Below are 13,569 nucleotides of genomic sequence, written 5' to 3' on the forward strand. Positions count from 1 at the left end.
GGCGGAACGGGAGGGCGGTTCCTACAGCAGGCTGCTCCAGAACGACCACCAGCGGGTCAGGATCAGCAGCGTGATCACGCCGTACCAGAGGACCGGTACGACCCAGTGGAACTCCGCGACCGCGTTCCGCACGCCCTCGGGGGCCGGGATGACGCCGTGCTTGATGTTGTGCGCGGTGGTGTACCAGAACATCAGGATCGTCACGCACCAGGTCAGCGTGCACCACAGGCACAGCGCGTTGATGCTGTACAGCGACTGGCTCATCAGCCACATGCAGAAGACCGCGGCGAGCCCGGTGCCGATGTTCAGACCGATCCAGTACCAGCGGCGGAAGCGGGCACCGGCCAGGACGGCCATGCCGATCGCCACGACCACGCCGAAGCCGACGAGCCCGGCCATCGGGTTGGGGAACCCGAAGACCTCGGCCTGCTTGCTCTGCATGACGCTGCCGCAGGAGATGATCGGGTTGAGGCTGCAGGCCGGCTTGAAGTTCGGGTCCTTCAGCAGCTCGAACTTGTCCAGGGTGATGACCCAGGCGGCCAGGATGCCCAGCGCGCCGGTGATCACCAGCAGCAGTCCGAGGCCGCGGCCCGCGCCGAGGGTGCGCGCGCCGCCCGCGTGATCGTCGTCGATGGACACGTCGTCAACCGCTGTCGTCGTCATATCGCCGTTCCGTCGATGCCTGGGGAATGGGGCTGGGGCTGCGGCAGGCGGGCCCGCGGCCGCGCCCCTCATTGTGCCCCAACCCCACCACAACGGGCCGTTCGCTGTGCATAAAGCCGGTGAACCCCCGGGGACGGGCGTTGACGCGAGGGGCCCGGACGGTCACCGCCGTCCGGGCCCCTCGTTCCGTCGTGTCCGGCCCTGCCTCAGCCCAGCCGGCGCCGGACCTCCTCGGTCACGGCGTCCACCGCGACCGGCGTCTGCTCACCGCTCTCCAGGTCCTTCAGCTGGACGACGCCCTCGGCCAGATCGCGCTCGCCGGCGACCAGCGCCAGCCGCGCACCCGAGCGGTTGGCGGACTTCATGGCGTTCTTCAGGCCCTTGCCGCCGTACGCGAAGTCGGTGGCGACGCCGGCCCGGCGCAGCTCGGTGACCGCGCCGAACAGCACCCGGCGGGCCTCGTCGCCCAGCGGGACGGCGTAGACGGCGGTGGCGGCCGGGATGTCGAGCGTGATGCCCTCCGCCTCCAGGGCCAGCACCGTGCGGTCCACGCCCAGCGCCCAGCCGACGGACGGCAGCGCCGGGCCGCCGATCATCTCCGACAGGCCGTCGTACCGGCCGCCGCCGCCCACCGCGGACTGCGAGCCGAGGCCGTCGTGGACGAACTCGAAGGTGGTGCGGGTGTAGTAGTCCAGGCCGCGCACCAGCTTCTCGTCGTCCTCGAAGGCCACGCCCGCCGCGGTCAGCAGCTCGCGCACCTGCTCGTGGTACGCCTTGCAGGCCTCGCAGAGGTAGTCGCGCAGCATCGGCGCCCCGGCCAGCTGCTTCTGGACCGCGTCCCGCTTGTCGTCCAGGACCCGCAGCGGGTTGATGTCGACCCGGCGCCGGGTGTCCTCGTCCAGGTCCAGGCCGCGCAGGAAGTCCTGCAGCGCGGCGCGGTAGACGGGGCGGCACTCCTTGTCGCCCAGCGAGTTGAGCAGGATGCGGAAGTCGCGCAGGCCCAGCGAGCGGTACGCCTGGTCGGCCAGGATGATCAGCTCGGCGTCCAGCGCCGGGTCCTCGGCACCGATCGCCTCGGCACCGACCTGGGAGAAGTGGCGGTAGCGGCCCTTCTGCGGACGCTCGTAGCGGTAGTACGAGCCGGAGTACCACAGCTTGACCGGGAGGTTGCCGGCCTTGTGGAGGTTGGCCTCCAGTGCGGCGCGCAGCACGGACGCGGTGCCCTCGGGGCGCAGCGCGAGCTGGTCGCCGCCCTTGGTCTCGAAGGCGTACATCTCCTTGGTCACGATGTCGGTGGACTCACCGACGCCGCGCGCGAACAGCTCGACGTTCTCGAAACCGGGCGTCTCGATGTAGCCGTAGCCGGAGTTCTTCAGCGGGCCGGAGATGGCCTCGCGGACCGCCAGATAGGTGGCGGAATCCGGCGGCAGCAGGTCGTAGGTGCCCTTGGGGGCCTGAAAGGTGCTCACGGAAGCTCTCGTCACATTCCTCGTCGTGGAGCGGCGCTGAAGCCGTCTCCGAGGCCGGCGGCCACTTCCCGCAGGAAGGGGTTGGTGGCGCGCTCGCGGCCGATGGTGGTCTGGGGGCCGTGGCCGGACAGGACGACGGTGGAGTCCTCCAGCGGCAGGCACACACGGGCCAGCGACTCGAGGATCTCGGCGTGGTCGCCGCCCGGCAGATCGGTGCGTCCGATGGAGCCGGCGAACAGCAGGTCGCCCGAGAAGAAGACCGAGGGAATGTCGGCCTGCTCGGGCATCCTGAACGTCACCGACCCCTTGGTATGGCCCGGTGCGTGCGCGACCGAGAACTCCATTCCGGCGAGTTCAAGGACGGCACCGTCGCTCAGCTCCTTGACGTCGTCGGGCTCCCCCACGGTGAGGTCGCCCATGAGCTGCTGGCCGACGGAGAGGCCCAGGGCCTTCTCCGGGTCGGTCATCATGTAGCGGTCCTCGGGGTGGATCCAGGCCGGGACGTCGTGCGCGCCGCACACGGGGACGACCGACGCGACGTGGTCGATGTGGCCGTGGGTGAGGACGACCGCGACGGGCTTGAGCCGATGCTTCCTGACCGCGTCCTCGACTCCCTGGGCGGCCTGGTGGCCCGGGTCGATGATGACGCACTCCTCGCCTGCGGCGGGGGCGACCAAGTAGCAGTTGGTGCCCCAGGCCCCGGCGGGGAACCCGGCAATCAGCACGTTCGTCCTTAAGGATCGGTGTGGCGGGCGGCCGCGGGGCCGCTCCCGGACATCTCGGCAGCTCCAGAGCCTACCGGCGGGACTCCCGGCAGGGCGAACCCGTATACGGTACGGCGACGGCGCACCTCAGCGATCGGTGATCGGACAAGGAGACGAGTCGGTGGTCAGCAAGGATCAGCGGCGGCGGCAGCTCGCCCGGGAGAAGTACGCGCGCCAGCAGCAGCGGCGGACCGTCGCCCAGCGCAAGGCCAGGCGCCGCAATGCCGTCATCGCCGGCGCGGTGGCCGTCGCCCTGGCGGCCGGCGGGGCCGTCTACGCCTCCACCGCGCTGATCGGCGGCGACGACCGGACGTCCGACCAGGCCGCGGGCAGCCACCGGCCGGACGACCCCTGCCGCACGCCCGCGAAGGGCGCGCCGTCGCAGCGGACCTGGAAGAAGGAGCCGAAGATGTCGATCGACACCTCGGCCTCCTACGCCGTGAAGCTGGCGACGACCTGCGGCACGATCGGCCTGAAGCTGGACGCCGGCAAGGCACCGCACACCGTCAACTCCTTCGCGTTCCTGGCCCAGCAGGGGTTCTTCGACCACAGCAGGTGCCACCGCCTCGTGGACCAGGGCATCCACGTCCTGCAGTGCGGCGACCCGACGGCCACCGGCAGCGGCTCCCCCGGCTACACGATCCCGGACGAGAACCTCAAGGATCCGCGGCTCAAGGGCGGCGTCTATCCGGCGGGCACGGTCGCGATGGCCAACAGCTACGACGGCAAGAACCCCAAGACCCGCAACTCCGGCGGCAGCCAGTTCTTCCTCGTCTTCCAGGACAGCAAGCTGCCCGCCAACTACACCCCGTTCGGCACCATCACCGGCGGTATGGACGTCCTGCGCAAGATCGCCGCCGCCGGGGCGACGGACCCCGACCCGCAGACCGGCAACACCGCCCCGCACGCCACCGTCGCCATCGACCGGGCGACCGTCACGAAGTCCTGACCGGCCGCCGGGCGGAATTTCGGTCGTGCTGGATGCGGACAGCCGACCGCCGGTCGCCTAGATTGGCGTGTGGGTAGGGTGCCTGGTCCGACGGCTTCCACCCTCACCCGCAAAACCACCCGTCGGACGGCCAGGGCGCGGCCCTGCCGGACAGAAACTGTGGACGATGCCGGGGGGCCGCACGCCCGCGTCGGCATCATGTGGAGGAGGCGCTGTGAGCAGCGACCCGTGGGGCCGCGTCGATGAGACGGGGACCGTGTACGTGCGTACCGCCGACGGCGAGCAGGTCGTCGGATCGTGGCAGGCGGGCAGCCCCGAGGAGGCCCTTGCCTACTTCGAGCGCAAGTATGACGGCCTGGTCGTCGAGATCGACCTCCTCGAACGCCGGGTCCGGACCACCGACCTGTCGGCCAAGGACGCGACGACCGCGATCGACCATCTGCGCCAGCAGGTCGACGAGCACCACGCGGTGGGCGATCTGGACGCGCTCCGGAAGCGGCTGGACAAGCTGGTGGAGGTCGTCGAGTCCCGCCGTGAGGAGCGCAAGGCCCAGAAGGCGCGGCAGAGCGACGAGGCCCGGCAGGCCAAGGAGAAGCTGGTAGCCGAGGCCGAGGAGCTGGCGGCCAGCGAGCAGTGGCGGGCGGCCGGCGAGCGGCTGCGGGCGCTGGTCGACATCTGGAAGGGCCTGCCGCGGCTGGACCGCAAGGCGGACGACGAGCTGTGGCACCGCTTCTCGCACGCCCGCTCGGCGTTCTCCAAGCGGCGCAAGGCGCACTTCGCGTCGCTGGACGCGCAGCGCGAGGAGTCCCGCAAGGCCAAGGAGAAGCTGGTCGCCGAGGCCGAGTCGCTGTCCAACTCGACGGACTGGGGGGCGACGGCCGCCCGTTACCGCGAGCTGATGCAGGACTGGAAGGCCGCCGGCCGGGCCCAGCGCGAGCACGAGGACGACCTGTGGAACCGCTTCCGCGGCGCCCAGGACGTCTTCTTCCAGGCCCGCGGTGAGGTCTTCGCGGAGCGCGACGCCGAGCAGCGGGAGAACCTGACCCGCAAGGAGGAGCTGGCCGTCGAGGCCGAGAAGCTGCTCCCGGTCTCGGACCTGAAGGCCGCGCGGGCCGCGTTCCGGTCGATCAACGAGCGGTGGGAGGCCATCGGCCACGTCCCGCGGGACGCCCGCCCCAAGATCGAGGGCCGGATGCACGCCGTCGAGCGCGCCATCCAGGAGGCCGAGGAGGCCGAGTGGCGGCGGACGAACCCTGAGGCGCGGGCCCGCGCCGCGGGGCTGACCGGCCAGCTCCAGGACGCCGTCGACAAGCTGCAGAAGCAGATCGACGCGGCCCGGGCGGCCGGCAACGACGCCAAGGCCGACAAGCTCGGCCGCGAGCTGGAGGGCCGCAAGGCGCTGCTGGACCAGGCGCTCAAGGGCCTGGAGGAGTTCGGCGGCTGAGCGAGGTCCCGCGTACGAGGAGGGCCCCGGTACCCAGGTACCGGGGCCCTCCTCGTGTCCGTGGCGTTACGGCCTGCGCGCCGAGGTCACGCGGTAGACGTCGTACACGCCCTCCACACCCCGTACGGCCTTCAGGACGTGGCCGAGGTGCTTGGGGTCGCCCATCTCGAAGGTGAAGCGGGAGGTGGCGACGCGGTCGCGGGAGGTCTGGACGGCCGCCGAGAGGATGTTGACGTGCTGGTCGGACAGGACCCGGGTGACGTCCGACAGCAGCCGGGAGCGGTCCAGCGCCTCGACCTGGATGGCGACCAGGAAGACCGAGGACTGGGTGGGCGCCCACTCGACGTCCAGGATCCGTTCCGGCTGCCGGGACAGCGAGTCGACGTTGAGGCAGTCGGCGCGGTGCACCGAGACGCCGCTGCCGCGGGTGACGAAGCCGATGATGGGGTCGCCCGGGACCGGCGTGCAGCAGCGGGCCAGCTTCACCCACACGTCGTCGACGCCCTTGACGACCACGCCCGGGTCGGCGCTGGAGCGGCGCTTGGAGCGCGGCCGGATCGGGGTGGACTCGGCGATGTCCTCGGTGGCCTCGTCCTGCCCGCCGAGCGCCTGCACCAGCTTCTGGACGACGCCCGCCGCGGCGACGTGGCCCTCGCCGATCGCGGCGTAGAGCGAGGAGATGTCCGGGTAGCGCATCTCGTGCGCGAGCGTCACCAGGGAGTCGCCGGTCAGGATCCGCTGGATCGGCAGGTTCTGCTTGCGCATGGCGCGCGCGATGGCGTCCTTGCCCTGCTCGATGGCCTCGTCGCGGCGCTCCTTGGAGAACCAGCCGCGGATCTTGTTGCGGGCACGCGGGGACTTGACGAAGCCGAGCCAGTCGCGGGAGGGCCCGGCGCCCGTTGCCTTGGAGGTGAAGACCTCCACCAGGTCGCCGTTGTCCAGGGTCGATTCGAGCGGGACCAGCCGGCCGTTGACCCGGGCGCCTATCGTGCGGTGGCCGACCTCGGTGTGCACCGCGTAGGCGAAGTCGACGGGCGTGGCACCGGCCGGCAGCGCTATCACGTCGCCCTTGGGCGTGAAGACGAAGACCTCGTTGCGGGACAGGTCGAAGCGCAGCGACTCCAGGAACTCGCCGGGGTCCTCGGTCTCCTTCTGCCAGTCGAGCAGCTGCCGCAGCCAGGCCATGTCGTTGACGGTTTCCTGGCCCTTGCCGGCGTTCTTCGGCACGTCCGTGCGGACCTTGGACGCGCCGGCCACCGCCTCCTGCTTGTACTTCCAGTGGGCGGCGATGCCGTACTCGGCGCGGCGGTGCATGTCGAACGTGCGGATCTGGAGCTCGACGGGCTTGCCGCTGGGGCCGATCACGGTCGTGTGCAGCGACTGGTACATGTTGAACTTCGGCATCGCGATGTAGTCCTTGAACCGGCCGGGGACCGGGTTCCACCGCGCGTGGATGGTGCCGAGGGCGGCGTAGCAGTCGCGGACGGTGTCGACGAGGACGCGGATGCCCACCAGGTCGTAGATCTCGGCGAAGTCGCGGCCGCGCACGATCATCTTCTGGTAGACGCTGTAGTAGTGCTTGGGGCGGCCGGTGACGGTGGCCTTGATGCGGGCGGCGCGCAGATCGGCCTGGACCTCGTCGGTCACTATCGCGAGGTACTCGTCCCGCTTGGGCGCCCGCTCGGCGACCAGCCGCACGATCTCGTCGTACATCTTGGGGTAGAGGATCGCGAAGGCGAGGTCCTCCAGCTCCCACTTGATGGTGTTCATGCCCAGGCGGTGGGCGAGCGGAGCGTAGATCTCCAGCGTCTCGCGGGCCTTCTTCTCCTGCTTCTCCCGCTTGAGGTAGCGCATGGTGCGCATGTTGTGCAGCCGGTCGGCGAGCTTGATGACCAGGACGCGCGGGTCCTTGGCCATGGCGACGACCATCTTGCGGACCGTCTCGGCCTGCGCGGCCTCGCCGAACTTGACCCGGTCGAGCTTGGTGACGCCGTCGACCAGCAGCGCGACCTGGTCGCCGAAGTCGCCCCGCAGCTGCTCCAGGCCGTACTCGGTGTCCTCGACGGTGTCGTGCAGCAGGCCGGCCATCAGCGTCGCCGGGTCCATGCCGAGCTCGGCGAGGATCGTGGTGACGGCGAGCGGGTGGGTGATGTACGGGTCGCCGCTCTTGCGCTTCTGGCCGCGGTGCCAGCGCTCGGCGACCTGATAGGCGCGCTCGATCTGGCGCAGCGTGCCCGTCTCGATCTTGGGGTCGTTGCCGCGGACGGCCCGCAGCAGCGGTTCGAGCACCGGGTTGTACGGACTGGAGCGCTGCACGCCGAGGCGGGCGAGGCGGGCCCGTACGCGGTTCGGGGAGCCGGAGCGGCCGGCCGGTGCGGCCGGCAGCGGCTTCGCCGCGGCGGGCTGGTCGGCCTTGGCCGGGGGCTTGGGGGCGCGGGCCGGGGCGGCCGCGGGGCGGGGCGAGGCGGCGGCGGGTCCCGGCTTGGGCGCGGGGCGGGGCCGGTCGGCGGGGGCCGCGGTCCCGGACCGTCCGGTGCCCTCGGGGGTCGCGCCGTGCCGCTCGGGCCGGGGCGCGTCCGGGGAAGCCCCGGTCGCGGGCTTCGGCTCGTCCGGGCGCGCGGCATGGGATCCCGCCGGACGCAGTCCGGGGGAGAGCGGCTGGGCCTCGTCTGGCAAGAGCACTCCTCAAGCGGTTCCGGACCCCAGGCCCTCGAACAGGCCGGGGTGCCATGGTATCGATCCCGGGGCGGCCGCCGCCGCGCGGCCATGGGTACGTACATGACACAGCAGCAGGGGCACCCGGATTGTTCCGGATGCCCCTGCTTGTCCAGCGTATGCGGTGGCCTGGTCAGACCGTGATCAGCGCCTCCAGCGGAGCGCCCTTCAGGCCCGGCTCCAGGCGCTGCCGCCCGGCGAGGAAACCGAGCTCCATCAGCACCGCGACGCCCGCGACCTCGGCGCCGGCCCGGCGGATCAGCTGGAGCGAGGCGTCGGCGGTGCCGCCGGTGGCCAGCACGTCGTCGATCACCAGCACCCGCTCCCCCGGCTTCAGCGCATCGGCGTGCATCTCGATCTCGGCGGTGCCGTACTCCAGCTCGTAGGACTGCCCGAGCGTCGTGCCGGGCAGCTTGCCGGCCTTGCGGACGGGTACGAAGCCGAGGCCGGCCCGGACCGCGACCGGGGCGGCGAGTATGAACCCGCGCGCCTCCAGGCCCACGACCTTGTCGGCGCCGTGCCGCTCGCACAGCCCGGCGAGGGCGTCGGTGAGCGCGCCGAAGGCCGCCGGATCGGCGAGCAGCGGGGTGATGTCCTTGAACATCACGCCCGGCTTGGGATAGTCCGGCACATCCGCGATCCTGCTCAGCAGCAGCTCCCGCAGGGCTGCGGGGGCGCTCATCGGCGCTTGCCCGACGGGCGGCCGCGTCCGCGGTTGCGGGCGGCGGGCTGGTGGCGGGGGCCGACGACCGCGGGGCCGTCCTCACCGTCCGCCGCGCCCTCGGGCGCCTCCTGGGCGTCCTCCTGGCTCGCGGCCTTGGCGGCGGCCGCGGCGCGCTTGGCCTTGACCCGCTTGGCCAGCGCCTTCATCTCCGGCTCGCGGTTCTTCAGGTCGGTGACCAGCGGGGTCGCGATGAAGATCGAGGAGTACGCACCGGCGGCGAGACCGACGAACAGGGCCAGCGAGATGTCGTTGAGCATGCCCGCGCCCAGCAGACCGCCGCCGACGAACAGCAGACCGGCGACCGGGAGCAGCGCCACGACGGTGGTGTTGATGGACCGCACCAGCGTGCCGTTGATCGAGCGGTTGGCGATCTCGCTGTACGTGAAGCGGGTCTGCTTGGTGATGTCCTTGGAGGCTTCCTTGAGGCTGTCGAAGACGACGACCGTGTCGTACAGCGAGTAGCCGAGGATCGTCAGCAGACCGATGACCGTGCCCGGGGTGACCTCGAAGCCGACCAGGGCGTAGACGCCGACCGTGATCGTGAGGTCGTGGATCAGCGCGATCAGCGCGGCCAGCGCCATCCGCCACTCGAAGGCGATGGCCAGGTAGAGCACCACCAGGACCATGAAGATGCCCAGGCCCAGCCAGGCCTTGTTGGCGATCTCCTCGCCCCAACTCGGGCCGACCAGCTGGGTGTTGACGTCCTTGACCGGGATCTTCAGTTCCTTGGCGAGCTGCTCCTGGACCGGCACCGCCTGCTGGGTGTCCAGACCGCCGATCTGGATCCGCAGCGCGCCGTCGCCGAGCTTCTGCACCACGGCCTGGTGACCGCCGGACGCGGACTGGGCCTGGGCCTGCGCCTCCGCGGTCGACACCGAGGTCTTCGGGGTCGAGAAGACCGCGCCGCCGGAGAACTCGATGCCCATGTTCAGACCGCGCACCGCCAGGCCGACGATGGCCGTGATGGTGATGAGGATCGAGATGCCGTACCAGATCTTCCGCTTGCCGATGAAGTCGTAGCCGACCTCACCGCGGTAGAGCCGGGCGCCGATGCTTCCGAGCTTGGACATCTCACGCCTCCTTCGTCTGGGTGGGGGCGGTGCGACGACGGCGCAGCGGCGGCTTGGCGCCCAGGCGCTTGGGGTCGAGGCCGGACCAGGAGTGTCCGTCGGCGAAGAACTTCCGGCGGGCCAGCAGCGTCATCAGCGGCTTGGTGAAGCAGAAGACCACGACGACGTCGAGCAGGGTGGTCAGGCCGAGCGTGAACGCGAAGCCCTGGACCTTGCCGACGGTGACGATGAACAGCACCGCGGCGGCCAGGAACGACACGAAGTCGGAGACCAGGATCGTCCGGCGGGCCCGCGGCCAGCCGCGCTCGACGGCCGGACGCAGGGTGCGGCCCTCGCGGATCTCGTCCCGGATGCGTTCGAAGTAGACGATGAACGAGTCGGCGGTGATGCCGATGGCGACGATGGCGCCGCAGACCGCCGGGAGGTTCAGGGCGAACTGGATGGCCGGTCCGAGCAGCGTCATGAGCGCGTACGTCAGGATCGCCGAGACGCAGAGGCTCGCCAGCGCGACCAGCGCCAGGCCCCGGTAGTAGGCGACGAGGTAGATGACGACCAGCCCCAGGCCGATCGCGCCGGCGATCAGACCGGCGTGCAGCTGCTCACCGCCGAGCGCCGCGGTGACCGTGGTCTCGTCGACGATCTTGAAGGACAGCGGCAGCGCACCGTAGGAGAGCATGTTGCCCAGGTCCTGCGCGGACTGCTGGGTGAAGCCACCGGAGATGGTCGCGTTGCCGCCGTTGAGCCGCTCGCTGACCCGCGGGTCGGAGACCACCGCGCCGTCCAGGACGATCGCGAACTGGTTCTGCGGCGGCGTCTTGGTGGCGAGCTTGCCGGTGATGTCCGCGAACTTCTTGCCACCGTCGGAGGTGAAGTCCATCTGGACGATCCAGCCCTGGCCCTGCTGGCTGTCGAAGACGGCCTTGGCGCCCTTGACGTCCGTGCCCTCGACGCCCACCGGGCCGAGCACGTACTTCTGCGTGCCCTCGGTGTTGCAGGCCACGACGGGGTCGGAGGGCTTGGTCGCGGCGGCCTGCTCACCGGCGGCGGCGCGGCCCTGCTTGGTCGAGCAGTCCAGTGCGTTCAGCCGCTTCTGGAGGGCCGGCGGGATCTGGTCACCACCGGGGGCCGGAGGCGTGGACGGCTTGGCCGAGCCCGAGGGGGTGGGCTTGGCGGACGGCGCCTTCTTCAGGGAGTCCGTGACGGCGCGGCCCTGCGTCGTGGGCTTCGCCCCGGGGGTCGCCGAGGACGAGGCGTGCTGCTGGCTGCCGGCCTGCGCGCCGCCCTTGCCCTTGGCGTTCTTGCCGCTCTGCGAGGGGCTGGGCTTGGGCTCGGGGGTCTTCGTACCCACGGTGGTGGTCAGCACCGGCCGGAAGCCGAGCTGAGCGGTGGTGCCGACCTGCTGGCGGGCCTGCTTCGCGTTCGTCCCCCGGGGGATGTTCACGATGATGTGGTTGGTGCCCTGCGTCTGGACCTCGGTCTCGGAGACGCCCAGACCGTTGACCCGCCGGTCCATGATGTCGGCGGCGGTCTTCATGTTGGTCTCGTTGATCGCGTTGGGCTTGCCCGGCATGTTCTCGGCCTGGAGCGTGAAGCTGGTGCCGCCGGCCAGGTCGATGCCCAGCCGGGGCGTCAGCGTGCCGGAGTAGAACATGCCTCCGATCAGCCCCGCCATCGCGAGCAGGACCAGGATCAGCGTGCGGCCCGGATGCCCCTGGCCCGCGGGCGCCCTGCGGCCCTTTTTCGGTGCTGCCACCTTCTCGATTCTCCCTGTCCAACCCCTCGGCCTGGGGTATCGGCCGAGCGGCCACGAAGTGTTGTGGGGACCTGCCCCCCGCCGGAGCCTAGACCGTCCCGGAACCGCGGTGCACGCCTCGACGCGTGCTCCGCGGTTCCGTGGGAGGGACTACTTCGCGTCGTTGCCGCCGGCCTTCTTGTCCTTCTCGGCGGCGTCCGCGTCGGCCTTGGCGCCGTCCCCGGCGTCCTTGGTTTCCTTGCCGGCCGCGGTCTCGTCGGCCGCGGGCTTCTCGGCGGCGGGCTCGGCGTCGGCCGGCGTCGCGGCCTTGCCGAGGTCGATCTTGTCGGCCTTGTCACCCGTTTCGGTGGCTTCGCCGGCGGTGTCGCCGGTCAGCGACGAGGCGTCGTCCGGGACGACGGTCTCCTCGGCGTGGATCGGGTCGGCACCGTCCAGGATGCGGTTGTACTCCTCGTCCGCGAGCACTGCGCCGATGGCGTTCTTGGCGTAGATGGCGTGCACGCCGGGGGCGACCTCCAGGAGGACGGTGTCCTCGTGGACCTCCTTGACGGTGGCGTACATGCCACCGATCGTGCGCACGCCGGCGCCCGGCTGCATCTGATTGCGCATCTCCGCGGCCGCCTGCTGCTTCTTCTTGGCGGACCGCGTCATCAGGAACATGGCCCCGATGAGGACGATGAAGGGGAGGAGAGAGACGATGTTGGGCACGGGACGGAGATCCTTCGCACGACCGCGCATCCGCGGCCTCATATAGCGGGGGTGGTATGCCGGCCCCTACGGACGGCATCGGCGGAGTCTAAGCGAGTCCCCACCAGTGGAACAACGCCCAGCATCGCACCGCAGTTCCTGCCCGGGCGAGTCCCCGCGCCGTCACGCCCCGAACAGGCCCTGCTGACCGTTTCCGCCCGCTTGGTGCTGCGGCGGGACCATGTCCAGATGCGCCCAGGCCGCCGGGGTGGCGATCCGGCCGCGCGGGGTCCGGGCGAGCAGGCCCTCCCGTACGAGGAACGGCTCGGCGACCTCCTCGACGGTCTCGCGCTCCTCCCCCACCGCCACCGCCAGGGTGGACAGGCCCACCGGGCCACCGCCGAACAGCTTGAGCAGGGCGGTGAGCACCGCGCGGTCGAGGCGGTCCAGGCCGCGCGCGTCGACCTCGTAGACCCCCAGGGCCTGCGAGGCGATCTCGCGGGTGATCACGCCGTCGGCCTTGACCTGGGCGTAGTCGCGGACCCGGCGCAGCAGGCGGTTGGCGATCCGGGGCGTGCCGCGGGAACGGCCGGCGATCTCGGCGGCGCCGTCCGGCTCTATCTCGACGTCGAGCAGGCCGGCCGAGCGGTGGATGACCCGCTGGAGCTCCTCGGGCGCGTAGAACTCCATGTGGGCGGTGAAGCCGAAGCGGTCGCGCAGCGGGGGCGGCAGCAGACCGGCCCGGGTCGTCGCGCCGACCAGGGTGAACGGCGGAAGTTCGAGCGGGATGGCGGTGGCACCCGGCCCCTTGCCGACGATGACGTCGACGCGGAAGTCCTCCATCGCCATGTAGAGCATCTCCTCGGCGGGCCGGGACATCCGGTGGATCTCGTCGAGGAAGAGCACCTCGCCCTCCTGGAGGGAGGAGAGGATCGCGGCGAGGTCGCCGGCGTGCTGGATGGCGGGGCCGGAGGTGATCCGGATCGGGGCGCCCATCTCGGCGGCGATGATCATCGAGAGGGTCGTCTTGCCGAGACCGGGCGCGCCGGAGAGCAGGACGTGGTCGGCGGTGGCGCCGCGGGCGCGGGCGGCGCGCAGGACCAGGTCGAGCTGTTCGCGCACCCGCTCCTGGCCGACGAACTCCTGGAGGTCCTTGGGCCGCAGCGCGGCCTCGACGGCGGTGTCCTCGCCGTCCGCGTCGGCGCCCACCAGCCGGTCGGGACCGGCCGGGGCTGCGTCGTCGGTGGCCGGTGCGGTGTCGTCCCAGTTCACTGCGGAATGCCTCGCGGGGTCGGGGCGGCCGGGCCGCCGGTCGGGTCGTACGGTCGCGG

The 13,569-nt window shown here is 71.3% G+C and carries 11 protein-coding genes; 2 read left to right on the top strand and 9 right to left on the bottom strand.

All coding sequences use genetic code 11. From position 1 onward, the window contains the following. Nucleotides 1-21 precede the first annotated feature (21 nt). The 3 genes from V2J85_RS11560 to V2J85_RS11570 form a co-directional block, all read right to left on the bottom strand. Complete coding sequence (locus V2J85_RS11560) at nucleotides 22-663, bottom strand: vitamin K epoxide reductase family protein (RefSeq protein ID WP_261952557.1); 642 nt, start codon at nucleotides 661-663, stop codon at nucleotides 22-24. A 206-nt stretch (nucleotides 664-869) separates the two neighbouring features. After that, nucleotides 870-2,132, bottom strand: coding sequence for a histidine--tRNA ligase (gene hisS / locus V2J85_RS11565; RefSeq protein ID WP_261952556.1), 1,263 nt, complete (start codon nucleotides 2,130-2,132; stop codon nucleotides 870-872). Nucleotides 2,133-2,143: 11 nt separating this feature from the next. Further along, nucleotides 2,144-2,857, bottom strand: a complete 714-nt coding sequence (locus V2J85_RS11570; protein WP_330821528.1) for an MBL fold metallo-hydrolase — start codon at nucleotides 2,855-2,857, stop codon at nucleotides 2,144-2,146. Nucleotides 2,858-3,017: 160 nt separating this feature from the next. On the opposite strand from V2J85_RS11570, the gene V2J85_RS11575 reads away from it, so the two are divergent. Then, nucleotides 3,018-3,845 (top strand): peptidylprolyl isomerase, encoded by an 828-nt coding sequence (locus tag V2J85_RS11575; protein ID WP_330821529.1) that lies wholly within the window; start codon nucleotides 3,018-3,020, stop codon nucleotides 3,843-3,845. Between the two features lie 214 nt (nucleotides 3,846-4,059). Continuing rightward, nucleotides 4,060-5,289 (top strand): DUF349 domain-containing protein, encoded by a 1,230-nt coding sequence (locus V2J85_RS11580; protein ID WP_261952553.1) that lies wholly within the window; start codon nucleotides 4,060-4,062, stop codon nucleotides 5,287-5,289. A gap of 66 nt (nucleotides 5,290-5,355) precedes the next feature. On the opposite strand, the gene V2J85_RS11585 is transcribed toward V2J85_RS11580, so the two are convergent. The 6 genes from V2J85_RS11585 to ruvB all read right to left on the bottom strand — a co-directional run bounded on the left by V2J85_RS11585 (nucleotide 5,356) and on the right by ruvB (nucleotide 13,510). Then, entirely contained in the window at nucleotides 5,356-7,965 is a 2,610-nt protein-coding gene (locus V2J85_RS11585) for a RelA/SpoT family protein (RefSeq protein ID WP_261952552.1), read from the bottom strand. Nucleotides 7,966-8,137: 172 nt separating this feature from the next. Then, the gene (locus V2J85_RS11590) at nucleotides 8,138-8,686 is read right to left on the bottom strand and encodes an adenine phosphoribosyltransferase (RefSeq protein ID WP_261952551.1); all 549 of its coding nucleotides are present in this window, start codon (nucleotides 8,684-8,686) and stop codon (nucleotides 8,138-8,140) included. Continuing rightward, the gene (gene secF, locus V2J85_RS11595) at nucleotides 8,683-9,798 is read right to left on the bottom strand and encodes a protein translocase subunit SecF (protein ID WP_261952550.1); all 1,116 of its coding nucleotides are present in this window, start codon (nucleotides 9,796-9,798) and stop codon (nucleotides 8,683-8,685) included. Before secF ends, V2J85_RS11590 begins: the two co-directional genes overlap by 4 nt. A 1-nt stretch (nucleotide 9,799) precedes the next feature. Next, complete coding sequence (gene secD / locus V2J85_RS11600; RefSeq protein ID WP_330821530.1) at nucleotides 9,800-11,551, bottom strand: protein translocase subunit SecD; 1,752 nt, start codon at nucleotides 11,549-11,551, stop codon at nucleotides 9,800-9,802. A gap of 150 nt (nucleotides 11,552-11,701) precedes the next feature. Next, complete coding sequence (yajC, locus tag V2J85_RS11605) at nucleotides 11,702-12,259, bottom strand: preprotein translocase subunit YajC (RefSeq protein ID WP_330821531.1); 558 nt, start codon at nucleotides 12,257-12,259, stop codon at nucleotides 11,702-11,704. Between the two features lie 162 nt (nucleotides 12,260-12,421). Continuing rightward, nucleotides 12,422-13,510, bottom strand: coding sequence for a Holliday junction branch migration DNA helicase RuvB (ruvB, locus tag V2J85_RS11610; RefSeq protein ID WP_330821532.1), 1,089 nt, complete (start codon nucleotides 13,508-13,510; stop codon nucleotides 12,422-12,424). Between the last annotated feature and the right edge of the window lie 59 nt (nucleotides 13,511-13,569).

Source organism: Streptomyces bugieae (assembly GCF_036352915.1).
In the GTDB taxonomy this organism is placed as follows: domain Bacteria; phylum Actinomycetota; class Actinomycetes; order Streptomycetales; family Streptomycetaceae; genus Streptomyces; species Streptomyces endophytica.

Bases quoted from the DNA above. Each gene is read 5' to 3' on its own strand.
- secF (WP_261952550.1), bottom strand. From the start codon at position 9,798: ATGTCCAAGCTCGGAAGCATCGGCGCCCGGCTCTACCGCGGTGAGGTC.
- V2J85_RS11590 (WP_261952551.1), bottom strand. From the start codon at position 8,686: ATGAGCGCCCCCGCAGCCCTGCGGGAGCTGCTGCTGAGCAGGATCGCG.
- V2J85_RS11560 (WP_261952557.1), bottom strand. From the start codon at position 663: ATGACGACGACAGCGGTTGACGACGTGTCCATCGACGACGATCACGCG.